This is a genomic window from Pseudomonas sp. MS01C9 (genome assembly GCF_058202755.1).
In genome coordinates, this window is record NZ_CM177073.1 from 686,493 (window position 1) to 712,948 (window position 26,456).

General features: G+C 61.6%; 29 protein-coding genes. 4 read left to right on the top strand and 25 right to left on the bottom strand.

Annotated features, from left to right (window positions below):
- The gene (locus AC1M7R_RS03130) at positions 1-891 is read right to left on the bottom strand and encodes an AraC family transcriptional regulator (protein ID WP_072393292.1); all 891 of its coding nucleotides are present in this window, start codon (positions 889-891) and stop codon (positions 1-3) included.
- A gap of 177 nt (positions 892-1,068) precedes the next feature.
- Here AC1M7R_RS03130 and AC1M7R_RS03135 point away from each other — a divergent pair, with 177 nt between their 5' ends.
- Positions 1,069-2,121: an NAD(P)-dependent alcohol dehydrogenase gene (locus AC1M7R_RS03135; protein ID WP_072393296.1), complete on the top strand. Its 1,053-nt coding sequence runs from the start codon at positions 1,069-1,071 to the stop codon at positions 2,119-2,121.
- 6 nt (positions 2,122-2,127) lie between these two features.
- Here the strand turns inward: AC1M7R_RS03135 and AC1M7R_RS03140 are convergent, their stop codons facing one another.
- The 5 genes from AC1M7R_RS03140 to AC1M7R_RS03160 form a co-directional block, all read right to left on the bottom strand.
- A complete protein-coding gene (locus tag AC1M7R_RS03140; RefSeq protein WP_072393299.1) occupies positions 2,128-2,931 on the bottom strand; it encodes an IclR family transcriptional regulator in 804 nt (267 codons plus the stop codon).
- Positions 2,932-2,990: 59 nt separating this feature from the next.
- A complete protein-coding gene (locus AC1M7R_RS03145; RefSeq protein WP_072393303.1) occupies positions 2,991-4,301 on the bottom strand; it encodes an MFS transporter in 1,311 nt (436 codons plus the stop codon).
- Positions 4,302-4,480: 179 nt separating this feature from the next.
- A complete protein-coding gene (dgoD, locus tag AC1M7R_RS03150) occupies positions 4,481-5,629 on the bottom strand; it encodes a galactonate dehydratase (protein WP_072393306.1) in 1,149 nt (382 codons plus the stop codon).
- Positions 5,630-5,678: 49 nt separating this feature from the next.
- Positions 5,679-6,299 carry a 2-dehydro-3-deoxy-6-phosphogalactonate aldolase gene (locus tag AC1M7R_RS03155; RefSeq protein ID WP_072459184.1) on the bottom strand — a complete coding sequence of 207 codons (621 nt, stop codon included), beginning with the start codon at positions 6,297-6,299 and terminating at the stop codon, positions 5,679-5,681.
- A gap of 20 nt (positions 6,300-6,319) precedes the next feature.
- Complete coding sequence (locus AC1M7R_RS03160; RefSeq protein ID WP_072393312.1) at positions 6,320-7,291, bottom strand: 2-dehydro-3-deoxygalactonokinase; 972 nt, start codon at positions 7,289-7,291, stop codon at positions 6,320-6,322.
- A 185-nt stretch (positions 7,292-7,476) separates the two neighbouring features.
- Here AC1M7R_RS03160 and AC1M7R_RS03165 point away from each other — a divergent pair, with 185 nt between their 5' ends.
- Positions 7,477-8,109, top strand: coding sequence for a glutathione S-transferase family protein (locus AC1M7R_RS03165; protein ID WP_072393315.1), 633 nt, complete (start codon positions 7,477-7,479; stop codon positions 8,107-8,109).
- Between the two features lie 5 nt (positions 8,110-8,114).
- Here the strand turns inward: AC1M7R_RS03165 and AC1M7R_RS03170 are convergent, their stop codons facing one another.
- Positions 8,115-8,597, bottom strand: a complete 483-nt coding sequence (locus tag AC1M7R_RS03170) for a GNAT family N-acetyltransferase (RefSeq protein WP_072393318.1) — start codon at positions 8,595-8,597, stop codon at positions 8,115-8,117.
- 167 nt (positions 8,598-8,764) lie between these two features.
- On the opposite strand from AC1M7R_RS03170, the gene AC1M7R_RS03175 reads away from it, so the two are divergent.
- Together AC1M7R_RS03175 and AC1M7R_RS03180 are read left to right on the top strand one after the other, a co-directional pair.
- Positions 8,765-9,109 (top strand): hypothetical protein, encoded by a 345-nt coding sequence (locus AC1M7R_RS03175; RefSeq protein ID WP_072393321.1) that lies wholly within the window; start codon positions 8,765-8,767, stop codon positions 9,107-9,109.
- A gap of 30 nt (positions 9,110-9,139) precedes the next feature.
- Entirely contained in the window at positions 9,140-9,520 is a 381-nt protein-coding gene (locus AC1M7R_RS03180) for a Rho termination factor N-terminal domain-containing protein (protein ID WP_072393324.1), read from the top strand.
- Positions 9,521-9,748: 228 nt separating this feature from the next.
- Here AC1M7R_RS03180 and araH read toward each other — a convergent pair whose 3' ends face one another.
- From araH to acpP, 18 genes are all read right to left on the bottom strand, one after another.
- Positions 9,749-10,717, bottom strand: coding sequence for an L-arabinose ABC transporter permease AraH (araH, locus tag AC1M7R_RS03185; RefSeq protein ID WP_072393328.1), 969 nt, complete (start codon positions 10,715-10,717; stop codon positions 9,749-9,751).
- Positions 10,718-10,726: 9 nt separating this feature from the next.
- Positions 10,727-12,271: an L-arabinose ABC transporter ATP-binding protein AraG gene (gene araG, locus AC1M7R_RS03190; protein ID WP_072431816.1), complete on the bottom strand. Its 1,545-nt coding sequence runs from the start codon at positions 12,269-12,271 to the stop codon at positions 10,727-10,729.
- 95 nt (positions 12,272-12,366) lie between these two features.
- The gene (locus AC1M7R_RS03195) at positions 12,367-13,371 is read right to left on the bottom strand and encodes a substrate-binding domain-containing protein (protein WP_072393334.1); all 1,005 of its coding nucleotides are present in this window, start codon (positions 13,369-13,371) and stop codon (positions 12,367-12,369) included.
- A gap of 171 nt (positions 13,372-13,542) precedes the next feature.
- Positions 13,543-14,361, bottom strand: coding sequence for an SDR family oxidoreductase (locus AC1M7R_RS03200; protein ID WP_490610234.1), 819 nt, complete (start codon positions 14,359-14,361; stop codon positions 13,543-13,545).
- Between the two features lie 235 nt (positions 14,362-14,596).
- Positions 14,597-15,472, bottom strand: coding sequence for an SMP-30/gluconolactonase/LRE family protein (locus AC1M7R_RS03205; protein WP_072431815.1), 876 nt, complete (start codon positions 15,470-15,472; stop codon positions 14,597-14,599).
- Entirely contained in the window at positions 15,469-16,215 is a 747-nt protein-coding gene (locus AC1M7R_RS03210) for a FadR/GntR family transcriptional regulator (RefSeq protein WP_072393343.1), read from the bottom strand. Before AC1M7R_RS03210 ends, AC1M7R_RS03205 begins: the two co-directional genes overlap by 4 nt.
- Positions 16,216-16,325: 110 nt before the next feature.
- A complete protein-coding gene (locus tag AC1M7R_RS03215; RefSeq protein ID WP_490610235.1) occupies positions 16,326-16,886 on the bottom strand; it encodes a DUF1285 domain-containing protein in 561 nt (186 codons plus the stop codon).
- 15 nt (positions 16,887-16,901) lie between these two features.
- Entirely contained in the window at positions 16,902-17,507 is a 606-nt protein-coding gene (locus AC1M7R_RS03220) for a DUF4823 domain-containing protein (protein WP_490610236.1), read from the bottom strand.
- 228 nt (positions 17,508-17,735) lie between these two features.
- Complete coding sequence (locus AC1M7R_RS03225; protein WP_072431813.1) at positions 17,736-18,704, bottom strand: GTP 3',8-cyclase MoaA; 969 nt, start codon at positions 18,702-18,704, stop codon at positions 17,736-17,738.
- Positions 18,705-18,840: 136 nt separating this feature from the next.
- Complete coding sequence (locus tag AC1M7R_RS03230; protein WP_072393355.1) at positions 18,841-19,479, bottom strand: TetR/AcrR family transcriptional regulator; 639 nt, start codon at positions 19,477-19,479, stop codon at positions 18,841-18,843.
- 384 nt (positions 19,480-19,863) lie between these two features.
- Positions 19,864-20,658 carry a TatD family hydrolase gene (locus AC1M7R_RS03235; RefSeq protein ID WP_271904548.1) on the bottom strand — a complete coding sequence of 265 codons (795 nt, stop codon included), beginning with the start codon at positions 20,656-20,658 and terminating at the stop codon, positions 19,864-19,866.
- Positions 20,659-20,669: 11 nt separating this feature from the next.
- Complete coding sequence (locus AC1M7R_RS03240) at positions 20,670-21,026, bottom strand: PilZ domain-containing protein (RefSeq protein WP_072393361.1); 357 nt, start codon at positions 21,024-21,026, stop codon at positions 20,670-20,672.
- A 162-nt stretch (positions 21,027-21,188) separates the two neighbouring features.
- Positions 21,189-22,175 carry a DNA polymerase III subunit delta' gene (locus AC1M7R_RS03245; protein WP_072393364.1) on the bottom strand — a complete coding sequence of 329 codons (987 nt, stop codon included), beginning with the start codon at positions 22,173-22,175 and terminating at the stop codon, positions 21,189-21,191.
- The gene (tmk, locus tag AC1M7R_RS03250) at positions 22,168-22,800 is read right to left on the bottom strand and encodes a dTMP kinase (protein WP_072393367.1); all 633 of its coding nucleotides are present in this window, start codon (positions 22,798-22,800) and stop codon (positions 22,168-22,170) included. Before tmk ends, AC1M7R_RS03245 begins: the two co-directional genes overlap by 8 nt.
- A 19-nt stretch (positions 22,801-22,819) precedes the next feature.
- Positions 22,820-23,980 carry an endolytic transglycosylase MltG gene (mltG, locus tag AC1M7R_RS03255; protein WP_072393370.1) on the bottom strand — a complete coding sequence of 387 codons (1,161 nt, stop codon included), beginning with the start codon at positions 23,978-23,980 and terminating at the stop codon, positions 22,820-22,822.
- 3 nt (positions 23,981-23,983) lie between these two features.
- On the bottom strand, positions 23,984-24,799 hold the full coding sequence (gene pabC, locus AC1M7R_RS03260) for an aminodeoxychorismate lyase (protein ID WP_092180315.1): 816 nt from the start codon (positions 24,797-24,799) through the stop codon (positions 23,984-23,986).
- Positions 24,799-26,043, bottom strand: a complete 1,245-nt coding sequence (gene fabF / locus AC1M7R_RS03265; RefSeq protein WP_490610237.1) for a beta-ketoacyl-ACP synthase II — start codon at positions 26,041-26,043, stop codon at positions 24,799-24,801. The genes pabC and fabF overlap by 1 nt, the downstream gene beginning before the upstream one ends.
- 108 nt (positions 26,044-26,151) lie before the next feature.
- Positions 26,152-26,388 (bottom strand): acyl carrier protein, encoded by a 237-nt coding sequence (gene acpP, locus AC1M7R_RS03270; RefSeq protein ID WP_007987170.1) that lies wholly within the window; start codon positions 26,386-26,388, stop codon positions 26,152-26,154.
- Positions 26,389-26,456 lie beyond the last annotated feature (68 nt).

Consider the following 26,456-nt stretch of genomic DNA (forward strand, 5'->3'; position numbering starts at 1 on the left):
TCAGGCGGCGCGCTCATCTGCGGGACTGTGTTCGAAGTAGCGCTTGTACTCCCGGCTGAACTGCGAAGAGCTCTGATAGCCCACCTGATGCGCGACCTGCGCCACGCCCATGCCCTCGACCAGTAGCAACCGCTGCGCCTTCAGCAAACGCAAACGCTTGAGGTACTGCACGGGTGAGAGCAAGGTGCTGCGCTTGAAATGTTCATGAAACGTCGAAGCGCTCATGTTGGCGCAACTGGCCAGTGTCTCGACGTTCAGCGGTTCGGTGAAATGCGCATGCAAATGACTCAGGGCCGCGGCAATCCGAGCGAATTGCCCATGCTGCTCCACCAGCGCTCGCAATACGTCGGCCTGAGGCCCGCGCAAGGCGACGAACAGCAATTCCCGCAGTCGCGCCTGGCCCATGACCTGGCACTCCAGCGGATCGTGCAAACAGTGCAACAGCCGTTCGACACACCCTCGCATCGCACCATCGAGCGCGGCGCTGGTCATGGATTCCGGTGTCTGCGCCGCCAGGCTTCGCCCCGGCGTCAACCCCATGGCCAGCACCAGTTCCCCCAGCATCGCCCGATCGATCGCCACGGAAATCCCGAGCAACGGAGCATCGGGCATGGCATAGGTTTCGCACTCGAACGGCACCGGCAACGCCTGGATCAGGTAGTGCCCGGCGCCATACTCCATTGTGCGAGGTCCCAGGTAAGCCAGTTTGCTGCCTTGGGCAATGATCACAAGGCTTGGCTCATAGAGCTGCGGCCCCCGGGCGATGTCCTGGCTGCACCGCAGCACTTGCACACCCGGCAGCGATGTAGGGATGAAACCGTCACGGGTCGCCAGGGGTTCGATCAGTGAAACCAGCGCCGCATTGGCATCGAGATGGCGGGTCAACAACATGGTAGGAACTTCACGCAAAAAGGGATGGGAACATCATCGCAGGTCTGGCGTCACATAAGACTGATCCACGGCCAAGGTCGGAGGATTAGGCATGACACCCGTAGGAATCGCCATCGCCCCATGCCGCCACGGCACCCAGAATAGATCGCCTCTGTTCACAGCCTAGCGAGGTTCATTATGTATACCGCCATCGGATATGCCGCCCAATCGCCCACCACTCCCCTCGCCCCGATGAAATTCCAGCGCCGTAGCCCGCAGGCTGACGACGTGGCCATCGACATCCTCTACTGTGGCGTCTGCCACTCCGATATCCACCAGGCCCGCAATGAATGGGGCATCGCCGTCTACCCACTGATGCCCGGTCATGAGATCGTAGGCAAAGTTACCGCGGTCGGTGCGAATGTGACCCGCTATAAGGTCGGTGACCTGGTGGGCGTTGGCTGCATGGTCGACTCCTGCCGCGAATGCGAGGCCTGTCGCGCCGACCTGGAACAATACTGCTACCAGGGCATGACGCAGACCTACGCCAGCCCGGATCGCATCAGCGGCGGCCACACCATGGGGGGATACTCCAACAGCATCGTGGTCAGCGAGCATTTCGTGCTGCGCATACCGCAGACACTCGACCCGGCCGCTGCCGCGCCGATCCTCTGCGCCGGCATCACCACCTACTCGCCCCTCAAGCACCACGGTGTGAAGGCCGGCGACAAGGTCGGCGTGCTGGGCATGGGTGGGCTGGGCCATATGGGCATCAAGTTCGCCAAGGCCATGGGTGCGGAAGTGACCCTGTTCACCCGCTCGGCCGGCAAGGCTGAAGAGGCCCGTCGCCAGGGCGCCGACCATGTGATCGTATCCACCGACCCTGCGCAGATGGCCGCTGCCGCCGGACGCTTCAACTTCCTGCTGGACACCATTCCGGTACAGCACGACCTCAACCCCTACCTCGACACGTTGCGTTTCGACGGCGTGCACATCCTGGTAGGCCTGGTGGAACCGATCGATCCGCCGGTCCATGCCGCGAAACTGATCATGGGTCGTCGCGTCCTGGCCGGCTCGTTGATCGGCGGCATCGCAGAGACCCAGGAAGTGCTGGACTTCTGCGCCGAACACAACATCAGCTGCGACATCGAAATGCTCGACATCCGCCAGATCAACGAGGCCTACAGCCGCATGATCGCCGGTGACGTGAAGTACCGCTTCGTCATCGACATGGCGACGCTCAAGGCCTGATTTTCCTCAGACCTTGGCGCCCAGCTCCGCCGACAGCCGGGCTGTGACCCCTTTGACCAGGGGAATCAGCTCGGCCATTTTTTCCAATGGCATGTACGGCACGGTGCTGGCGATGCTGATACCGGCGACGATACGCTTGCCGGCGTCGCGAATCGGTGCCGCCACACAACGAATCGACGGTTCGTTGTCCTCCAGGTCGAACGCGTAGCCCCCCGCCACGTACTCCCGCATCCGCTGCTGGAACTGCTCCCAGGATTGCTCCTGATGCTGCGGCCAGAACTGATTTTTTCCTACTGCCGGCAAGCTGATTTCATACAAGCGCTGCCATTGCTCCTCAGTGTCGTCCAGCATCAGCGCCTTGCCGATCCCCGTACGCGCCAACGGCATGCGATGCCCCACCCGCGAGCGCATCTCCGGACCATTGCGTCCCGGATTCTTCAGCAGGTACAAGACCTCGTCGCCCTCGCGAATCGCCAGGTGCACGGTGTCACCGGTCAACGCCGACAGCTCGTCCAGATACGGTCCCGCCAGGCTCACCAGGGGCAATTCCTCCCGGGCCTGGAAACCCAGCTCGATCAGTTTCGGTCCCAGCAGATAACCCACCTGCGGCACCACTCGCAGGTACCGCTCGTCCACCAGGCAACTGGCCAGGCGATGGGTCGTGCTGCGGGTGGTACCGATCAGCCGGGCGATTTCCTTCAGATCCCGGGCGCCACTGGCAACCGCATGGACCACACCCAGGCCGCGCAGCAGGGTTTGCGTGCCAGTAGGCGCGGCGTCCTTGGTGATTTTTGGATCGTCTTGCTGCATATCCGGCCTTCGACTGTGAGCGGGGAACGGGCGGCATTATGGTCGCCCGCCCCGTCGGACTACAACTCGATGCGCTCGACCTTCCCCACCAGCAGGATGTAGGACAGCGCGCCAGCCAGGGCCAGGACAGAGATATAGGTGATGGCCGGGGCAAACGAATCGCCGCTGGCGAGGAAGCCAATGACGATCGGCGTCGCGATGGCCGCCAGGTTACCGATGAAGTTGAACACCCCTCCGGTCAACCCGAGCAATCGCGCCGGCGCCAGGGTGGAAACCAGCGACCAGGTGATCGACGCCAGGCCATTGCCGAAGAATGCCAGGGCCAGGAACGCGATCACCAGCGGCGTCGACTCGACAAAGTTGGCGCCGATGATCGAAGTGGAAATCAGCAACCCACCGATGATCGGCAACTTGCGTGCGAATCCTACCGTGGCGCCGCGACGAATCAGCCAGTCGGAGAAGAAACCGGAGCACAGCACGCCGACAAATGCCGCAAGGAACGGCAACGACGCCAGTAGGCCGGACTTGATGAAATCCATGCCACGGTATTTCACCAGGTAAGTGGGGAACCAGGTGAGGAAAAACCACAGCGTGGAGTTGAGGCAGAACTGCCCCAGGTAAATGCCCCACAACTTGCGTTGGGTCAGGACGATCCCCAGGTCGGCCCAGCTGAATTTCGCCTTCACTCGGGCAGTCTCGGCCTGGATATCCACCAACCCGCCGCCTTCGCGAATCAGCTCGATCTCTGCGGCGTTGGCGCCTTTGAAGTCACGTGGTTCGCGATACACCGCGTACCAGATCACCGCCCAGAGAATCCCCACCGCGCCGGTCACCACGAACACCATGTGCCAGCCGAACGTGTGCTGCAGCCAGGCCAGTACCGGCGTCAGGAATGCCAGGCCGACGAACTGTCCGGAGGTATAGAAACCGATGGCCGTGGCCCGCTCGCGCTCAGGGAACCAGGTAGTGACGACACGACTGTTGATCGGATAGGCCGGCGCTTCCAGGGCGCCGACGGCCATGCGCAGCACGAACAAGGCGATGAAGCTGGCGGCAAACCCCAGCATGACCGTGGCCACCGACCATAGCAGCAGCGCGACGCTGTAGAGAATGCGCGGCGGCACCCGGTCCACCAGCCAGCCACCCGGGATCTGCATGGCGGCGTAGGTCCAGCCGAACGCCGAGAAGATCAGCCCGACATGGATCGGGTCGATGCCCAGGTCACTGGTCAGTGCGGGGGCGGCAATGGACAGGTTGCTGCGGTCCAGATAGTTGATCACCACCGTGATGAACAGCAGGACCATGATGAAAAAACGCTTGCGGCTGGGCGTCACCAACGACGCTTGCGCGCTCAGGGTGTGCGCTTGCATGTGAGGTGCCTCTTTTTTATGTTTATTGAGGAAACGGGCGTATCGAAGAAGATCTCCCTGCTTGCGAAGATCAAATTGTGGGAGCGAGCCTGCTCGCGATGAGGGCGTGTCAGTTGGTACATGTGTAACTGATACATCGCCATCGCGAGCAAGCTCGCTCCCACAGGGTCAGGCCTGACTTACCATTCGGCGAAACTGCCGTCGGCATGACGCCAGATCGGATTGCGCCAGCGATGGCCGATGGCCGCACGCTCGATTACGTATTCCTCGTTGATCTCGATACCCAGGCCCGGGCCATTGGGGATTTTCACGAAGCCTTTCTCGTAGTCGAACACCCGCGGATCCTTGATGTAGTCCAGCAGGTCGTTGCTCTCGTTGTAGTGGATACCCAGGCTCTGTTCCTGGATGAACGCGTTGTAGCAGGCCGCATCCAGTTGCAGGCACGCCGCCAGGGCGATGGGGCCCAGCGGGCAGTGCAGCGCCAGCGCCACGTCGTAGGCTTCGGCCATGTTGGCGATCTTGCGGGTTTCGGTGATGCCGCCGGCATGGGAGGCATCCGGCTGGATGATGTCCACGTAGCCTTCGCTGAGTACCCTCTTGAAATCCCAGCGGGAAAACAGCCGCTCGCCCAAGGCGATCGGCGTGCTGGTCAGCGGCGCCAGTTCCTTCAACGCTTCGTAGTTTTCGCTGAGCACCGGCTCCTCGATGAACATCAGCTTGTAGGGGTCGAGTTCCTTCATCAGCACCTTGGCCATGGGCTTGTGGACCCGACCGTGGAAATCCACGCCGATGCCGACGTTCGGCCCTACCGCGTCCCGCACCGCCGCGACGTTGGCGAGGGCCAGGTCGACCTTTTCGAACGTGTCGAGAAACTGCAGTTCTTCGGTGCCATTCATCTTCACCGCGGTGAACCCCCGCCCCACGGCCTCCTTGGCGGCGCGTGCGGTGTCCGCCGGCCGGTCGCCGCCGATCCATGAATAGACGCGGATCTTGTCGCGCACCTGGCCGCCCAGCAGATCGCTGACCGACACGCCCAGGGCCTTGCCCTTGATATCCCACAACGCCTGGTCGATACCGGCCAGGGCACTCATGTGCACCGCTCCGCCCCGGTAGAAGCCGCCGCGATAGAGCACGGTCCAGATGTCTTCGATATTGCGTGGGTCCTTGCCGATCAGGTAGTCGGACAATTCCTCGACGGCAGCCGCCACCGTGTGGGCGCGCCCCTCGACCACGGGCTCGCCCCAACCAGTGACGCCTTCGTCGGTTTCGACCTTGAGGAAGCACCAGCGCGGCGGAACGATAAACGTGGTCAATTTGGTGATTTTCATCGTGTTGTCTCTCTTGTCGGATGCAGCGCACGGAGCGCCGGAAAAATCTTCAGTTCAAGGCTTTCCACGCGGCCACGTATGCCTTGGCGCGCACCGCCACCTCATCGGCCGTCAGGCCTGGCTTGAACAGACCGGAGCCGAGGCCGAAGCCCTTCACGCCCGCCTCGACGAACGGCGTCATGTTGTCGGGTGTGATTCCCCCCACTGGCACCAGCACGGTCCCGGCCGGCAATACCGCGAGCCAGGCCTTGACCACCGCCGGGCCCATTTGCTCGGCGGGAAACATCTTCAATACATGGGCGCCTTCGGCCAACGCGGCAAACGCCTCGGTCGGGGTGGCGACCCCGGGCGACAGGTACAGCCCCGCCGCTTTCGCCGCCCGCAGCACCTTCGGATCGCTGTGAGGCATGACGATCACCTGGCCGCCAGCGGCTTTCACCTGGGCCACCTGCTCCGGTGTGAGCACCGTACCGGCACCGATCAGGCAATCGGCGGGCAAGGTACTGCGCAGGATGCGAATACTTTCGTACGGTTCGGGGGAGTTGAGCGGCACTTCGATAACTCGGAATCCGGCCTCGTACAGGACGTGGCCGATGGCTGTCGCTTCCTGGGGACGCAGACCGCGCAGAATCGCGATCAACCCGTTTTGCGCCAGGGCTTGTGTGAGCATTGTCAGACCTCCAGTCAGGTTCAGCGGCCAAGCAGCCCGGCCGCCACGGCCAACTGCCACAAACCACGTTCGGTGGCCTGTTCGGCCAGGGTCACCCGGGCGAAACCGCAGGCGTCGAGGGCCCGTTGGTAACGGGCACAGAGTTGGGAATTGCCAATCAGCACCACCGTCGGCAGATGGACGCTGTTGCGGCGTTGGCGCTGCACGGCGGCCAGTGCCGTCAGTTCGTGGCCGATCAACAGGCCGGACAGGTAGTCCGCCTGGGCACCGGCGGCAAGTTCGCCGGTCAGGCCCAGGCTGCGGGCACTGAACACGGTGGATAACGGGCCGGCCTGGCCATCCGTCGACAAGGCCACGTGCACGCCCCGGTCAAAGGCCTGAGCGTCGAAAGCCACGCCTCGTTGCTGGGTACGGCCGAGAATGCTGTGGTCGCTGAGCACGGCGAAGATCTCGCCGGTCATGAAGGTGTCGAAGTGCACGATGCAGCTGTCAGCCACTTCCACCCATTTGGAGTGGCTGCCAGGCAGGCCGATCAGCACGGCTTCGTTCGGCAGGCTGTGCAAGGCGCCCAGCACCTGGGTCTCTTCGCCGCGCATGACATTGGGCAGTCGCGAACGCTGGATCACCCCCGGCACGATGTGTACATCGACACCACGCAGGCTGCGGATGGTTTGCAGGGAGTGCCCGAGCTGGGCGACATCGGCTGGCGTGTCGCAGTAAGGTGCCTCACGCCAGCCCTGGGCGCTGCCGACCATGCCGCAGGCGATCACGGGCAGGCCTGGTTGCGCGTCGAGCCAGTCGCCGCAGGCCTCGTCGAACGCCAGTTCGAAACCGTCCGTGCAGGCCAGCCCGGCCACCGTTCGCGGCCCGGCAGGCAATTGCATGATTCCCGAGGATAACGAGCGCTGTTCGAGCACCTCGCCTCCGTCGGCGAGTTTGTATGCCCGTAATGAGGTGGTCCCCCAATCGAGCGCGATCAATTGCGCCTGCATCCGCTTCACCTGTTCTGTTTTTTGGCAGTGAGTGAACGGACTATAAACCTGGGCGCAGCAAAATCTCAATATATAAATATTGATCCCATATATAGGGATAAGCTTTGATTAAAGCCCATCGCTATCCGCCAACGACCCTGCTAAGTTTCCTGATCGGATGCCTTAGCCACTCAGGGAAAACGTTTATGGGCCAACTGCTGAAAATCCTTGGTCGCACCTCCTCGATCAATGTCAGAAAAGTGCTGTGGACCTGTCAGGAACTTGAGATCCCCTACGACCGTGAAGATTGGGGCATCGGTTTCAATTCCACCCACGACCCTGCATTCCTGGCCCTGAACCCCAACGCCCAGGTGCCGGTGATCATCGACGAGAACGGCGTGCTCTGGGAATCGAACACCATCTGCCGCTACCTGGCAGGCAAGCAAGGGCGCGATGATTTGCTGCCTGCCGAACCTGCAGCCCGGTCACGAATCGAGCAATGGATGGATTGGCAGGCGACGGAACTCAACCCGTCATGGGGTTATGCATTCCACGCCCTGGTACGCAAGAACCCGGATTTCCAGGACCCGCAGCGCATCGCTGCCGGTATCAAAGGGTGGAACGAGAAGATGGGGCTGCTTGAACAGCAGTTGAACCGCACCGGCGCCTACGTGGCCGGCAAGGACTTTTCCCTCGCGGACGTGCTCATCGGGCTGTCGGTGCACCGCTGGCGCCAGACGCCCATGGAGCGCCCGGACTACCCGGCCGTGGCCGCCTATTGCAAGCGGCTGGAACAGCGACCGGGGTTTGCCGAATACGCAGGCGACACCTATTGCTGAGGCGTTCAATTGCCTTGGGCGAAGTCCCGCAGCACCTTGCCGTCCATTCGGTAGCGCACCCATTCCTCCTGGGGTTGCGCGCCGAGGGACTTGTAGAACTCGATGGCCGGCGTGTTCCATTCCAGCACGCTCCACTCGAAGCGACCGCAGTCGTTGTCGCAGGCGATCTTTGCCAGGTGGCGCAGCAAGGTCTTGCCCGCACCGCCGCCGCGCTGTTCAGGCGTGATGTACAAGTCTTCCAGGTACAGGCAATTGCTGCCCAGCCAGGTCGAATAGCTGAAGAAAAACACCGCGAAACCGATCGGCACACCGTCGCGCAGGCAGATCAGCCCATGGGCGGTCGCGCCTTCGCTGAACAGGCTGCGCTCGATGTCGGCGACGCTGGCGATGACTTCGTGGCGGGCTTTTTCGTAGTCGGCCAACTCGGTGATGAAGGCAAGGATTTGAGGCGCATCGCTGGGTTGCGCGGGACGGATCTCGATCGACATGAACGGCCCTTGTAGCCAATGGAAAGCGCCATACTAAGCCGCTACGCAGCGCTCGTCACACCTCAATGATCCCGCCCTTCAAAACGCCATTCGTCGCCCATACGGCACCAACGCCTATCCCGGGCAGCCCAAGATCAGGCAAGTATCCGAAAAATGGAGGCGACACCATGATCACTGCAAGGCTGACTGCATTCACATTTGCCGCATTGCTTTCCTCGGTGGCCCTGGCGGCTTCCACCTCCGGAACCGGCCCCACCGACCCGGTACAAGCACCCAACTCACCGGCGACCCAGGGCCTGCCCAAGTTGAACACCGACGGCACAGGCGGCACCTTGAACAACGGCCAGCCTCCGGCCACCGGGACCGATCCACGCGTGCAGGGCAACGACACCGGGCGCCAGGGTGGCTTGAACACCCCCGACACCAACACCCCCGACAACGCCGAGACCGGCGTGGGTTCCAAGACCACCACCGGGGGATCGGGCTCGGAAGGTGGCGCCGCCAGCCAATAACCGCTGAGCGACAGATGAGGAGGAATTGGCATGCCTCGTGGAAGCAAAGACAAGTACACCGACAAGCAGAAACGCAAGGCCGAACACATTGAAGAGAGCTATGAGCAAAAAGGTGTGTCCGAAGGCCAGGCCGAGGCGCGGGCCTGGGCAACGGTGAACAAGCAGTCCGGCGGCGGCGAACGCTCCGGCGGGTCGGGCAAGAAAAAACCCGCCGAGCAGAAGAAAACCGACCGCAAGGAATCGGCCCGACGCGCCGCCAAGACCCGCGAAGGACATCCGCGTACCAGCAAGGCCTCCCATGAGGCCCAGACCGTGGATAGCCTGATGAAGGAGGCCCGGGCGAAGAACATTCCCGGCCGATCGAAGATGCGCAAGGAGGAGCTGATCCAAGCGCTGCGCAAGGCCGGCTAGTAAGCGGCAACACGCCATCGCGAGCCGGCTCGCGATGGCGTTGGGTCAACTGACGATGAGGTCGAGCCACCCTTTTCCCAGGCTCTACGAAAAGCCTTTGATACTCATCCATGCAGCGTTGAAAACGGCCTCGCCATGCTCATGTACTCCAGCACTCTGCGCTTGCTCGGCTGTTCTCCCGTTGCCTGACCTTTGTCTCAAGACTCTTCGTACGGAGCCTGGCAAACCTCAGCGTTGCTTCATCCGGTCGATGACCACCGCCAACAGCAGGATCGAGCCACGGATGACGTACTGGTAGAACGTGTCGATGTTCTTCAGGTTCATCGCGTTCTCGATGATCGCCAGGATCAGTACCCCGGCGATGACGTGGCGAATCATGCCGATGCCACCGCTCAACGACACCCCACCCAGGACGCAGGCGGAAATCACCGTGAGCTCGAACCCCTGGCCGATCATCGGTTGGCCGGAAGTCATGCGCGACGCCAGGATCACTCCCGCCAGCGCACCGATCACGCCATGCACGGCGAAGATGATGATCTTGGTGCGGTCGACATTGACCCCCGCCAGCAAGGCCGCCTCCTGGTTGCCACCGATGGCCATGGTGTTGCGCCCATAGGTGGTGTAGTTCAGCAGCCAGCCGAAGAACAGGAAGCAGACGATGGTGATCAGGATCGGTACCGGCACGCCGAACAGTTGGCCGTTGCCGTACACGAAGAACGCTTCCTGGGACACACCCACCGCCTTGCCATTGGCAAAGATGTAGGCCAGGCCCCGGACGATCTGCATGGTCGCCAAGGTAGTGATCAACGCATTGACCCGCAGCTTGGCAATGACGATACCGTTGATGAGGCCGACGATCAGCCCCATCACCAACGCCGCGCCGATGCCCAGGAAAACGCTGTTGGTGTCACGCATCACCACCGCCGCCACCACGCCGGCGCAGGCGATCACCGAGCCGACCGACAGGTCGAAGTGCCCGGACGCCAGGCAATACAGCATGGTGCAAGCGGCGATGCCCGTGGTGGAAATCGCCAGGCCCAAGCCCCGCATGTTCAGCGGAGACAGGAAGTTGTCGATCATCAGGGTGCAGAGCACGAAGATCCCGATGGCCGCCAGCAGCATGACCCAGTCGTCCAGGAAACGCCGCAGGTCCAGGGGTTTGCGTGCCGTCGGCAGTGCATTGTTTTGAATGGTCATGATTACCTCTCAGTTCGCCGCGTCGGCAACGCGTTGGCGTGGCAGCGCCAGTTGCAGCAGGTTGGATTCATTGGCCTGGTCACGGGGCAGTTCGCCACGCAAGGTCCCTTCGCAGAGCACCAGGATTCGGTCGGAAATACCCATCACTTCCATCAGGTCGCTGGACACCACGATCACGGCGATGCCATCGGCCGCCAGGTTGTGGATGATCTGGTAGATCTCGGCCTTGGCCCCGATATCGATGCCACGTGTCGGCTCGTCCAGCAGTAGCACCTTCATCGGCATCGACAGCCAGCGACCGAGGATCGCCTTCTGCTGATTGCCACCGGACAGGTACATGATTTTCTGCCCGGCTGTCGGCGTCTTCACTTTCAGCGCCTTGATCTGCTTGTCGGCATTGCCTCGTTCCCAATCGCCCCGCAGCAGGCAGCCGAGGGTGGAATGGGACGCACGGGCGCTGATGTTGATGTTCTCGCCCACGCTGCCCAACGGAATGATGCCTTCCTTCTTGCGGTCTTCCGGACAGAGCAGCACGCCGGCGGCGATGGCATCCCTTGGAGAACGCAATTTCAAGTCGTGGCCGTGCAGGACGAGGCTCCCCTCGCTCTGGCGTTCGAGGCCGCTGAGCAAACGCAGCAACTCGGTACGACCGGCGCCGACCAACCCGAACAGGCCGAGGATCTCGCCCTGGTGCACCTGGAAACTCACCGGCTCGCGCAGGCCCGGCCCCAGCAGCTCTTTCACTTGCAGCGCCACGTCACCCCGCTCCCGCGGGCGGTAGTCATAGATGTCCTGGATATCGCGACCGACCATGCAAGTCACCAACTGGTCATGGGTCAACTCGCTCATGTCCTCGAAGGTACGCACGTAGCGACCGTCCTTGAACACCGTCACCGCGTCACAGATACGGAACACTTCTTCCATGCGGTGGCTGACGTACAGCACCACTTTGCCCTCGTCCCGCAGGCGCCCTATGATCGTCATCAAACGATCGATTTCCCGAGCCGAAAGGCTGCTGGTGGGCTCGTCGAACGCAATGACATGGGCGCCCCGGGACAAGGCCTTGGCGATCTCCACCAGTTGCCGCTGGCCGAGAGACAGGCGACCGACTTTCTCCAGCGGATCGATTTCATCGGCCAGGCCCTTGAGCAACGATAGCGCCTGCTGGCGCAGCACGCTGCGATTGACCAGGCCGAAACGGGCCGGCAGGTGCCCCAGGAACAGGTTTTCCGCCACGGTCATTTCCGGCACCAGGTGCAATTCCTGGTGGATCACCGCCACACCGCTGGCGATGCTGTCGGCGGTGCATTTGAACGCCATCGTCTGCTCGCCGATCTGCAACTCGCCACTGCTGGGAATGTAGGCGCCACCGAGAATCTTCAATAACGTGGACTTGCCCGCGCCGTTCTCGCCCATCAAGGCATGGACCTGCCCCGGATGGGCAACGAAACTGATATTGGCCAGCGCCTGCACGCCAGGAAAGGCCTTGCCGATCCCATTGAACCGCAGGCTGGCGCCGGTGTTGTGTTGTTGTGTCGCTGTCTGCGCTTGCATAACCACCTCGAACTCACAGAGATCAAGCGGCGCCGTCGAGGTCCTGTCCGAAGCTGGGGACAGGACACCTGCGCCGCTTTTGAATCAACCGGCCATCAATTCCACAGGCCGATCTTTTCCAGCTCCTGCTTGAAGTTCTCCCGAGTGATCAGCGTCACCTCATCCATGGCGGTGTACTTCGGTGGCTCCTTGCCGGTGGTGACCCACTCGAACATCATCTCGGCGGTCTTGTAGCCTTCGATGTGCGGGCTTGGCAGCATCGAGCCGAAGAAGCCGCTCTCCGGTTTCTTCAATTCGCCGATGGCGTCGGTACCGTTGATGCCGATCCCGATCACGTTGGCGGCCTTGAATCCGGCGGCTTCGGTAGCGCGTACGCCACCCAGCACCGTGTTGTCGTTCATGCCACCGATGATCAGGTTCTTCGCGGCGCTGGGCAGTTTCACCAGCGCGGAGTTGGTGGAGTCCATGCTGCCGGGTACGTCGAGGGTCTTGAGGGCCGAGAAGAGGATGTGGTCCTCGGGCATGCCGGCTTTCTTCAGGGCATCGACCGAACCGTCGGTGCGTTTCTTGCCAGTGTCCAGTTCGTTGTAGGTGTTGATCACCGCGTAGGTGTCTTTCCAGTCCCACCCGCGTTTCTTCGCTTCGGCGGCCATGGCGGCGCCCTGCTTCTGGCCCACTTCGAATGCGGCCATGCCCAGGTACGGCACATCCTCCATGAACTTGCCGTTGGCATCGACGAAACGGTCATCCACCGCGATGACTTTCAGATCGTTGAGCTTGGCCTTGGCCATGATCGCCGGACCCAGGGACACGTCCGGCGGGCAGATGACGAAGCCCTTGGCACCATTGGCGGCAAGACTGTCGATGGCCGAGAGGGTCTTCTCGCCGTCAGGCACGGCGATCTTGATCACTTTGAAGCCTCGGTCCTTGCCGGCCTTCTCGGCGAACGCCCATTCGGTCTGGAACCAGGGCTCCTCGGCCTGCTTGACCAGGAAGCCGATTTTCACCTCTTCAGCGGCCAGCAGGTTGCTGCCGAAAGTGAACGCGGTAACGGCCAGGGCGGCGCGACACAGGGAACGAATCCCACGACGATGATTCATAGCTGACTCCTTGTTTTTTTTATTGAAAGCCAAGGCCTCGGTTCTGCTCCCCTACGGGGTGGTGCTGCGCAGGCCGGGCCGTCAAATCGTGTTGCTACAGCATAGATCCAAATAGTCATATCGTATGATGATTGGATGACAGACAGCATAACCACCTGCCAACCCGGACATTCAGTCGTGATACATGACCGAACGTCCACCATCGAGGGTGATGCATGAAGCGTTGATGAAAGGTGCTTCGTCGCTGGCCAGGAACACGGCTGTCATTGCCACTTCGATCGGCTGGCCGATGCGCCGGGGCGGATGCAAGTCCATCGCCCGCTGGCGTTCGGCATGGGGGTCGGCAAAGCCGTTCCAGTAATCGACGTTCAGTTGGGTCTCGATATAACCTGGTGCGATGGCATTGACACGTATGCCCGTGGGCGCATATTCGATGCCCAGGGCGCGGGTCAGGCCGAGCAAGCCGTGCTTGGCCACCGGGTAAGGAAAACAGCCGGGAATGATGTGGGACGAGTGGGTCGAAGCGATGTTGATGATGCTGCCCACGCCCTGTTCCAGCATCTGCGGCAACACCGCCTTGCAGCCATACCAGGCGCCGTCCAGGTCGATGGCGAAACAGCGACGCCAGTCTTCTTCGCTCATCTGCAGCGGATCGCGGAACACATTGACGCCAGCGCAATTCACCAGCACATCGATGCGTCCGTGCAGTTCCACGGCGCGGCGTGCCATGGCGTGCAGGTCATGCTGTTTCGCCACATCGACTTTCAATGCTTGCACATCCGCCCCGCGCTCCCGCCACTGAGCGGCGACCTGCTCGACCTTTTCGCCCTGGATATCGCTGATCACCAACCGCGCCTGCTGCGAAGCGAACGCGGCGACGATCGCCTCGCCGATCCCTTGGGCGGCACCGGTCAACAGCACCACCTTGTTCTTCAATCGCTCGCCCTTGGGTGGCTCGGGCACCGGTGGCAAGCAAAGCGGTTGGGCCATCGCTCAGGCCCCCCGGTTCGAAGGCGTGCCAAAGGCCGGGCATCCAGGGATGACCGGCCTTTGGCATTGCTGGAACGGAGAGTCGCTTGTGCCACCGAGGCACGCGAGGGCAGATCGTTGCATCACTTCACCTGTGTTGTTTTTTTAGTGTGAGTGCATGTTGCTGATGGAACCGACTATAAACCCGACCGCCGATCAATCTCAATATATATATTTACATCCCATATTTTGGGATTTAACCCGCAAACCGTGTACACGGTATACCCGGTACATCCACCCGCATGGACAGCACTGCACCGTCCAGCGGATGACCCAGCGGGCTTGCCGCACTGGTGATGTACAGGGTCTTGAGGTCTTCCCCGCCAAATACGCAACTGGTCGGGCGGCTGACCGGCAGCTCGATGACCCGGTCGATATGTCCCTGCGGACTCAACCGCAACAGGCAACTGCCGTCCCAGCGCGCGTTCCAGATATAGCCGCGGGCGTCCATCGCCGAACCGTCGGGACCGCCCCGCGAGTGAGGACCGAACCAGACCTCGGCCGGCGCCAGGCTGCCATCGGGGTAGATGAAATGTCGGTACAGCGTGCCATCGAGGCTTTCGCCGAAATACACCGTGGTACCGTCGGGGCTCCATAGCAGGGTGTTGGGAATGCCCAGCCCCCGCAGCAACGGCATGACCCGGCCATCGCCCCCCACCCGGAACAGGCCACCCGAGCGGCGCTCGATGGGCAGGTCTTCGCCGTCTTCACCGATGTTGTTCTGCATCGTGCCGAGCCAGAGCCGGCCCAGCGCGTCACAACGAGCTTCGTTGGCCCGGTTGCCCGGCTGGGGATCGGCCATGCACAGCAACGTCAGCCGAGGTTCCAGCCCTGGCGACTCCAGGTCGAGACGGTAGACGCCGCTGCTCAGCGTCACCAGGGCATCACCTCTCTGGGTCGGGATGAAGGCGGATACGTGCTCGGGCATCTGCCAGATCTGCACATTGGCGCCGATCAAGCGCAAGGCCTGCCTGCCCGCGATATCGACCCAGTAGAGCGCCTGGGTCGGCTCGTCCCAGAAAGGGCCCTCGCCCAGTTTCGCCCTATGTTCCGTCACAGCCTTCCACATCACTGAATCCTCCTGTTTCCGGCTTGCCCGGCGGTGTCGGTACGACCGGCCATCACATCAGGGTAAAACCGCTTGATGGCCAGGTCGGCATTGTCGATCAAGGTCATGCAGGCCCAGACGCCACGCGCCGCATCACGAGCGGCGATGGCTTCAGCGATGTCCTTGTGGATAGGCAAGGTGCGGCGCAGTTCGTCCGGGTCGGCAGCCGACACCTCGAACGACACCGCCAGCAACGCACCCAGGGCCGGGATCATTTGTTCGATGAATTGATTATGACTGGCGGCGAGGATGCACTCATGGAAAAACTGGTCGGCCAGATTGTAGTCCGCGCCGCTGTCCACGGCCCGCTCCAGTGCATGGTAGGCCAGACGGATGGCCTCTACCTGTTCGGCGGTCGCCCGCTCGCAGGCCCACCGCACCGCCATGGGCTCGATGGTCCGGCGCAGGTCCAGCAAGTCGTCCACAAAGTTCTCCGGCAGGCCGCTGCGCGACAGCCAGCCGACCACCTGTGGATCGAAGAGGTTCCAGCGCCGCACCGGCAATACCCGCGTACCGACTTTCGGCCCGACCTCCAGCATGCCCTTGGCCACCAGGGTCTTGATCGCCTCACGAATGACCGTACGGCTGACACCCAATTGCTCGCCCAGGTCCGCCTCGACCTTGATGGTCTGCCCAGGCTTGACCTGGCCGGCGGCGATCCAGCCCCCCAGCCAATCGACGGTCGATGCATGATAACTGCTGGACATGAACACCCCATGAGCACTCTCGATGGAGGCTCACGCTAATCATCATATGATTGGGTGTCAATTTGAATTTCGGTTGGCCTCACAACGGGGGCCGGAGCTTCCTACCGGATCTACGGTTCCAGGCCGATGGGAAAGAACTCACCGCCGCTCCAGACGCCCAGCCATCGCTGGCCGTCGATTTCGCGGCTCACCCCCAGCTCGACCAGTTGGTAGAAGACATTGCGATGGATCAGCGCTTCCAGGTTGCTGCGCACATGAACGTAAGGCGCGGGCTCCTGGGTGTGGGGATCGATCACCACCCGTATCGGATGTTCGAGGCCGGCCTCGGTGGTTTCGTCGACATTGGTCATGAAGCGTAGCAACTGCCCTTCCCCCTCGCCTTCGACCTCGAGGGTCACGGCCACGAACGGCGCATCGTCGACCTGGATGCCGACTTTTTCCACGGGGGTGATCAGGAAGTAGTCATCGCCGTCACGGCGGATGATGGTGGAAAACAGCTTGACCATCGGCTTTCGCCCGATGGGCGTCCCCAGGTAATACCAGGTACCGTCCCGGGCGATGCGCATGTCGATGTCGCCGCAGAAGTCGGGGTTCCACAGGTGGACCGGTGGCAGGCCTCTGGTCTTGGGGATCTGCCCCAGCAAGTCATTGGCTTTTTGCGGTCCGCTCATGTCGACTCCTTGTGTTTACTGATCACTTATCCCCAGCAGGCTGCGGGCATATTCACGCAAGGGTGGGGCGATGAGGTCTTGTGGTTGTTTGTCGTGCAGTGTCAGCAAACCGCCACGACTCTTGATACGTGCAGTATCGATCAAATACTGGGTACTGGTCTCGATCAACATGATCTGGATCACGCTGGTGTCGACACCCAGGCGGTCCACGGCTTCCTCGTCCAACCATTCGTCGGTGTTGCCGATGCGGTTGTCGGCCTTGGCGAACCGGGTATACAGCAGGTAATGGGCACCGGCGGCACGGGCTTCGCCCATGGCCTGGTCGAGGCCCTCAGGAACCCGGGCGCGCCGAACCATGGGGAAATATTCGATGAAGCCGTTGAAGGCTTCCTCGGCCACGACATTGGGTCGCGGATAGGCGCTGCCCGGCGGAGCGAAGGCCCCTTGGGCAATATAGATAAAGGAATCGGGCTGGATACGCAGGTTATTCACACGACGGCTATCGCTGTGATCCAGCAGGCCGGCGTCGCTCATGTGATAACGCACGCCCTCCCCCATGTCGCTGACATTCATGCAGCCGCCAAGCACCAAGACGGCCAGCAGCAAAACCAGGCTACGCATCCTACCCTCCAGAGACCGGTGTCGGAAAACCGGCGAATGGCCGTTGGATGCAGCTTTTGCGCCAGTTCGATAGATGAGGGGGCCGTCATATTCCTGTTGCAAGGGGATTCATCCCCGATGGGGTGCGAGGCGCCCCTTGTAATGCAGTCAATCCGATTCCCAGGGGGGACAGGGCCGAGGGCTGTTTCGCACCCCGACGGGGATAGATCCCCTCGCCACAAAGGCGGATCAGCCGCCGATGATCTTCATGATGGTGGCGCCGCCGGAAAACGCTACTTCCTGCTTGTCTCCCAGGGCCTTGACCAGCAACCGCTGGATAGCCGGCAAGGCCTGGTGACGAGGTTTATCCAGCAGGTCGCCAATGAAGTGACGATTGCTCGACGACAGGCAGCCGTGCAACCAGCCCGTCGAGGACAACCGCAGCCGCGAGCAGGTACGGCAGAACGGCACGCTTTCGTTGGCGATCACCCCGAAGTGCCCCATGCCCGGAATCTCGTAACGTACCGCCGTGGCATCCACCGGCGCGTTGGCCTGGAGGTATTCGTACCGGTCGCCAATCAGGCTCAACAGCTGTTCGAGGCTGACGAACTGCTGCAGGAATGCATTGGAGTCGCTGGCCAGGTGGCCCATGCGCATCAACTCGATGAAACGCAGCTCGTAACCCCGCTCCAGGCAGTATTCGAGCAGCGGCATGACCTGGTCCAGGTTCTGTCCGCGCAACGGCACCATGTTGACCTTGATCTTCATGCCCGCCGCCCGGGCCTGGTCCATGCCGTCTAGCACGGTCGCCAGGTCGCCCCCTCGTGCGATCCCGCGAAACGCAGAAGGATCCAGGGTGTCGAGGGAAACGTTGATGCGACGGATTCCGGCGTCCACCAGCAAAGGCAGTTTCTTCGCCAACAATTGGCCGTTGGTGGTCAGGCTGATGTCTTCCAGCCCCATCTGCCCCACCGCCGTCATGAAACGCTCGAGTTTTGGGCTCACCAGCGGCTCGCCACCGGTGATGCGCAAACGCTCGATACCGGCGGCCTCGATCAGGTAAGCCACGCCTCGGGCCATCGCCTCGGCCGACAGCTCATCCTGTGCGGCGACCAGACGCTTGCCATCAGGTACGCAGTAGGTACAGGCGTAGTTGCAGGCGGAAGTCAGGCTGACTCGCAAATTGCGAAAACGCCTGCCCTGACGATCAACGATCATGGATCACTCCGGCGGAAGAAGAATCGGACTGGCAAAACTTGACCCATAATTCAAGTTTTCGCAAGCCTCATGCCTGAGTATATTACTGGGGCACTGCGCCATGTAAGCAGCCATGGCGCAATCAGACAGGTGAATGTCAGCTGCTCGGGACGTCGGTATCGCGCTTGCGCTTGTTGCCCATGCGTACGCCGATGTCCATCAGGAACTGGAAGAAGCCTTCCTGATCTTCCAGCACGTTGCTCCAGAACGGCGAGTGATACAGCGCCACCGCGCCATGCACCAACGCCCAGGCAGCGCAGTAATGGAAATAGGGTGGCACGTCTTCAAGCTTGCCTTCGCTGATCCGGCCCTTGATCAACAAGGTCAGGCGATCGAAATTCGAGGCGCGGATCTTGTGCAGCTCCTCGACCATCTCCGGTACCTGGTTGCCCTTGACCACCTTCTCTTCCAGGCGATCGAACAAGCGATAACGTTGCGGATCGCGCATGCGGAATTCGAAGTAGGCCCGGGACAGGGCTTCCTTGTCCTTGTCCACATCGGCCGAATGCAGCAGTTCGTTCAAATCACGCTCGTAATCGAGCATCAGGCGCAGGTAGATCTCCGCCTTGGATTTGAAATGTTTATAAATCGTGCCTTTGCCGATACCCACGGCATCCGCAATCATCTCGACGGTGACGCTGTCTTCACCCTGATCGAGGAACAACTTGAGCGCGGTGTCGAGAATTTCCTGCTCGCGGCGACGAAACTCACGGACCTTACGAGGTTCTTTGTGCATAAGAGAAAGGTCTGAAGGGTCAAAATTCGAAGCCGGGTATTATGCCTAACTTACGCAAAAATGCACGGATCATCCGTTCCCGGCCTCAGTTCTTCACAAAATCGTATAGATCTGGCTCTTCTTCCCTTGCCCCACCACGCCCCGGAGGCAGGCATAGGCGACAATGAGAACTTATCCGAAGCGAGCGTATTCCAAATTTGTTTAAAAACCGCCCCGGCCAAACTGGACGCGTCCGCATACTGATCAATACTTGAACTGTCGGTGCGACATCTCCCCCAAGTGACGCGCCGATAAAGGTACCAAAGGACCGCGTGCCTTTGTTTTACTCCTAATGGTCTTAACCCGGATTCACCCCCCAGAACCCGGGTTTTTTTTGCTTGAAATTCAAGCCCGTGCCGAACGGACGTGGGCCAGCGGGAACAGCCGTTGGAAGTTCTCTGTCGTCTGGGCTGCAAAACACTCGTAGGATTCGCTCCGCAACATCGCCAGAAACTCCGCCACTTCCCGTACGTATTGCGGCAGGTTCGGTTTGCCGCGGTACGGAATCGGCGCCAGGTAAGGCGAATCGGTTTCCACCAGCAAGCGGTCGGCCGGCACCTTGCTGGCCACATCGCGCAAGGCATCGGCGTTGCGGAACGTGACAATGCCGGACAGGGAAATGTAATAGCCCATGTCCAACGCAGCCCTGGCCATGTCCCAGTCCTCGGTGAAGCAGTGCAGCACGCCAGCCTGGGGCAACGCGGCCTCGCGCAACAAGGCCAGGGTATCGGCTCGGGCGCCCCGGGTATGGATGATCACCGGCTTTGCGGTTTGTCGAGCCGCTTCCAGGTGCAGTCGGAACGACGCCTGCTGGACTTCGGCGGCTTCGGGCTCATAGTGATAGTCCAGACCGGTTTCACCAATCGCCACCACCCGCGGATGATCGAGTTCGCGCAACAGCCAGTCCAGAGCCGGCGCGGCGTCGGGCTGGACATCGAGGGGATGGATGCCGACCGAACAATCGACATCTTCGTAGCGTTCGGCCAGGACCTTGACGTCGGCGGCATTGTCGGCGCTGACGCCGATGCACAGGAAGTGCCCGACGCCCCGCTGACGAGCCGCGTCCAGCGCAGCATCCAGGGAGCCGCCATGGGCGGCAAGATCGAGGCGGTCAAGGTGGCAATGGGAATCTACAAGCATAGGGAACCAGGTTACATCGTATGGGTGGGACGGTCGGATTTCAGGGTTCCGGCCAAGTGGGTTTCGATCTGGTTGCGGGCGGAGTTGTCGCCCTCGTTGAACTGCACGCCGACGCCAGCGGCGCGATTGCCCTGGGCGCCCTTGGGAGTCAGCCAGATCACCTTGCCGGCGACCGGGATCTTCTCCGGCTCCTCCATCAGGCTCAACAGCATGAACACTTCATCGCCCAGGCGATAATTCTTGTTGGTGGGAATGAACAGGCCACCATTCTTGATAAAAGGCATGTAGGCGGCGTAAAGCACCGATTTGTCCTTGATGGTCAGGGACAGGATGCCATTGCGTGGACCGGGACTGACAGGTTCGTTCATGCTGACCTCCGCTGCGATTGAGCTGAGTCTAGGCTCTGTATGAAAGTCTTGAGACGAAGGCCAGGCAAGGCGAGGCAGCTTTCAACGCTGCCTGAACGAGTATCAAGGCTTTTCGTACAGAGCAAGGAACATTCTCACCGGTTTTTCTTCAGTTGCAGCCTGTCAGTTTCGGCCCGGCAGGCTCGCCCATTGCACCAACAGGGCTTCGAGCAACAAGACCCGGTTGAGGTTCGCCTTGCTCAGCACCTTCTGACGTTGGGCAAGTATCCAGTCCTGAATGTTCAAGATTTTGTCCCGGCTGGTTTTCTGCGCCAGGTACTGGATCACCTTGCGCATGTCCGCCAGCCCCAGGCCAGACTCATCCTCGGTGAGCTGGTAGCGCAGGATCAGGTTCGACCAGTCGCAGAACCAGTCGAACAGCAACAACAGCGAGACAGCATTCCAGCCCTCGGCCAGCTGCGTGGGGGATTGCTGCTGCTTGAGCAGTTGTTTCACCCCTTCCACCACCAGGGCCCGCTGTTCACGCACACCCTGGGCCTGGAGGCTGACGGCGGCCAAGGGGGAACCGGCGGCCAGGGTCAGCAGCTCGCCCCGCTCTTGCTCGGTACTCTCCGGCAAGGCCTGGGCCAGCCATTGCATGCTCATTGCCTCGCTCGGCAACGGACACGCCTGCTGCACGCAACGGCTCTTGATGGTCGGCAGCAAGCGGCTCGGCTGATGGCTGACCAGCAACAGCACGGTGTCGCCCGAAGGCTCCTCCAGGCTCTTGAGCAAGGCGTTGGCCGCATTGATGTTCATTGATTCCACCGGCTCGATCAGCACCACCTTGCGCCCACCCAGTTGCGCGGTCTGGACTACAAAGCTGACCAGATCGCGGACCTGGTCGACCTTGATCGCCTTGTCCGCCTCTTCCGGCTCCAGCACATAGTTGTCGGGATGGCTCCCGGCCTTGAGCAACAGGCAGGACTTGCACTCACCGCATGCATTGGAGGGCCCGGGATGCTGGCACAGCAAGCTGGCCATCAGGCGCTCCGCCAGCGCCCGCTTGCCGATACCGGCCGGGCCATGCAGCAGATACGCGTGGGCATGTTGGGTACGTCCGGCCAACTGCTGCCAGAGACCGTCCTGCCAGGGATAGGCTTCAGCCACGGACACGCTCCAGCAGGCGCGGCAACAGATCATCCAGAGACCGCTGGACCTGCGCCAGGGGCTGCGCGGCATCGATCAGCAGGTAACGCGACGGATCGGCCTTGGCGCGGCTCAGGAACGCACTGCGCACAGCATTGAAGAACGCCGCGCCTTCCTGTTCGAAACGGTCCAGCCGCCCGCGGGCGCTGGCGCGAGCCAGGCCGACTTCCACGGGAAGGTCGAACACCAGCGTCAGGTCCGGGCGCAATTCACGCTGCACGAAGCTCTCCAGTGTAGCGATGCGCTCCAGGGACAATCCCCTGCCGCCCCCCTGGTAGGCATAGGTCGAATCGGTAAAGCGATCACAGAGCACCACGGCGCCACGAGCCAGGGCCGGACGAATCACCTCGGACAGGTGCTGTGCCCGGGCGGCAAACACCAGCAGCAACTCGGTGTCGGGATTCATGACCTCGTCCGCCGGTGTCAACAACACCTCGCGAATCCGCTCCGCCAGCGGCGTACCGCCAGGCTCGCGGGTCAATACCACCTCGACCCCCGCGGCCTGCAAGCGTTCGGCCAGGTATTCGCGGTTAGTGCTCTTGCCGGCGCCTTCAGGGCCTTCCAGCGTTATAAACAAGCCAGTCAAGGGCGGTCCTTAATCAGAGTCATTGCGAGCCCGACGGCTCGCTGGCATTCGGTTCGGGAGCCGGCTGCTGTGCCGGGACCTGGGGCACGGCTTCGGGCGCCGTATCGGGCGATGCGGCGGGAATCGGCGCGGTGTCGTCCAGCGTAGCTGGCGCAGGACTGGAACGATAATCGGCACGTCGCTTGAGCTGGTACTCGCGCACCGCATTGTTGTGCGATTCCAGGCTGTCGGAGAAGACATGGCTGCCATCACCGCGAGCGACAAAGTAAAGGCTGCTTCCCGGCGCCGGATTCAGGGCCGCATGAATCGCCTCTCGTCCCACCATCGCGATTGGCGTCGGCGGCAGGCCCGGGACCATGTAGGTGTTGTATGGGTTTTCTTCTTTCAAATGGGCTCGGGTGAGCTTGCCGGTGTAGCGCTCGCCCAGGCCGTAGATAACCGTAGGGTCGGTCTGCAGCAACATGCCCATGCGCAGCCGACGCACGAACACACCGGCGATCTGCCCGCGCTCCTGTGGCACGCCGGTTTCCTTCTCCACCAGCGACGCCATGATCAGCGCCTGATAAGGCTGGGTGTAAGGGGCATCGGGGGAGCGTTCGGCCCACTCCCTGGCGAGCACTTCCTCGAGCCGGTTGTAGGCCTGGTTCAGCACGTCGGCGTCCGAGGTCCCGCGTACGAAACGATAGGTGTCGGGGAAAAACCGCCCCTCGGGAAAGACGCCGGAGTGGCCGAGCCGATCCATGACCTCGCTGTCGCTCAGGCCGGTCAGGGTCTGCTGGAGTTTTTCATCCTTGGCCAGCGCGGCACGGACCTGACGGAAATTCCAGCCCTCCACCAGCGTCACGCTGTACTGCACCACTTCCCCACGCTTCCACACGGCGATCAGGTCCTGCATCGTCATGCCCGGCACCATGCGGTACTCGCCGGCGTGCAGGGGTTGGCCGGCAAGGTTGAAACGCCAATACACCCGCAGCCAGAAAGCGTCCTTGATCAGACCTTCGGCCTCGAGACGCTTGAGGGTCCCGGTCGGGTTGGTCCCGCTGGGAATATCCAGCAGTTCTTCCTGGGTAATGTTCAACGGCTGCTGCAGCGCCGAATGAATCTTCCAGGCCGAAGCGCCCCACAACAGCCCTGCCAGAACCAGTCCGGTTTCCAGCAACAGCAAGAATTTACGTCTCACGAATCAAACATCCAATAACGCGCGGGCAAGGGTCTGCAGTTTACGGGTGAGCGGCCCGGCCGACCAGCGTGCCGAACCGCATGCGCGTACCGGCCACACGCCATATACGCTGTTGCAGACAAAGACTTCGTCGGCCAGGTGCAGTTGCTCCAGGCCAATATCGGCAATCTGCGTGACGATGCCCTGGGACTCGGCTTGAAACAATAATTCGGCGCGCATCACCCCGGCCACACCGCAACGGCTCAGGTCAGGCGTCATCAGCACACCATTGCACACCAGAAACAGATTGCTGAACACCCCTTCGATCACTCGCCCGGAGGTATCCCGCATCAGGCCTTCGGCATGTTCCGCACCGCCCCATTCGGCGCGGGCCAACACCTGCTCAAGGCGATTGAGGTGCTTGAGGCCCGCGAGCAAAGGCTGCTCGGACAGGCGCGTGGCACAAGGAAAGAGGGAAATTCCCTGCTCGGCATGCGCAGCGGGATACGCGACCGGCGGACTGCCTTGCAGGATGCGCCGGGCCGGGGCCGACGGGACGGCGGCATAACCCCGCAGGCCGTCGCCTCGGGTCACGATCAGTTTCAGCACCCCCTGCCCCAGGCCTTGCGCGTAGGCGTCCAGCTCGGCGCTCAACGCAACCCAGTCGACATGGAGCGCCAGCCGTTGGCAACCCTGTTCAAGACGTTGCAGATGACGCTCCAGCAGCACGGGTACGCCGGCACGCACGGCGATGGTTTCAAACAACCCATCGCCATAAGCCAGGCCGCGATCCTTCAGCGACAGAACGTCGGCCGGCTGACCGTCGACCCAGCTATCCATCAACCAGCGAACCGGCGGAATACCAGCGAGCCGTTGGTCCCGCCAAAGCCGAAGGAGTTGGATATCACTACATCGATATCCATGCCACGGGCGGTATGCGGAACGAAGTCCAGGTCGCAGCCTTCATCCGGCTCGTCGAGGTTGACGGTCGGCGGCGCGACCTGGCTGTTGATCGCCAGTACGCTGAAGATCGCCTCTACCGCACCGGCGGCCCCCAGCAGGTGACCGGTCATGGACTTGGTGGAGCTGACGGCCAGCTTGTAGGCATGATCACCGAATACGGTCTTGATCGCCTGGGCTTCGGCCAGGTCGCCCGCGGGGGTCGAGGTGCCATGGGCGTTGATGTACTGGACCTGGTCGGCATTGACCTTCGCATCCCGCAGAGCATTGGCGATGCAACGGGCCGCACCGGCGCCATCGGCCGGAGGCGATGTCATGTGGTAGGCATCGCCGCTGGTACCGAAGCCGATGAGCTCGGCATAAATGGTAGCGCCGCGGGCCTTGGCATGCTCCAGTTCCTCGAGTACCAGCGCACCGGAACCATCGGACAGCACGAAGCCATCACGGCCCTTGTCCCATGGACGGCTGGCGCGGGTCGGTTCATCGTTGCGGGTCGACAGCGCACGGGACGCACCGAAGCCACCCATGCCCAGGCCACACGCGGCCATCTCGGCACCGCCGGCAATCATGACGTCGGCTTCGTCGTACATGATGTTGCGGGCAGCCATGCCTATGCAGTGGGTACCCGTGGTGCACGCCGTGGCAATGGCGTAGTTGGGCCCCTGCACACCCAGGTGGATGGACAGGAAACCGGAAATCATGTTGATGATCGAGCCCGGCACGAAGAACGGGGAAATCCGTCGCGGCCCCGAATCGTGCAATGTACGGCTGGTCTCTTCGATATTGGTCAAGCCGCCGATACCCGAGCCCATGGCAACGCCGATGCGCTCACGGTTGGCGTCGGTGACTTCCAGGCCGGCGTTACGCACTGCCTGGAATCCGGCTGCCAGACCATACTGGATGAACAGGTCTAGCTTGCGGGCTTCCTTGACCGACAGGTATTCCTCGACATTGAAGCCCTTTACCGAGCCGCCAAAACGGGTGGAATAGGCAGAAAGGTCGGTGTGTTCGATCAGACCAATGCCACTACGGCCAGCCAGAATGCCCTGCCAGCTGCTCGGCACATCCGTGCCCAGTGGCGACAACATACCCATACCGGTGACTACGACGCGTCTACGCGACACAGCACTCTCCTTTTTCTAATGACGACTTTGCATCAGGCCTAAAGAAAAAACCGCACGCCGTAACGGCAGTGCGGTTTTTCCATGACAGCTAGCGACGACTAAAAACGATTACGCCTGGTGGGCAGTAACGTAGTCGATGGCAGCTTGTACAGTAGTGATCTTCTCAGCTTCTTCGTCAGGAATCTCGGTCTCGAATTCCTCTTCCAGAGCCATCACCAGCTCAACGGTGTCAAGGGAGTCGGCACCCAGGTCTTCAACGAAGGAAGCAGTGTTCACAACTTCTTCTTCCTTGACGCCCAGTTGCTCGGCAACGATTTTCTTGACGCGCTCTTCGATGGTGCTCATACCTTGTTTTCACTCCTAATGGACAAATTCAGGCAGCTGGCCGGTGGGTAAGTGTATAGAAAGGCTTT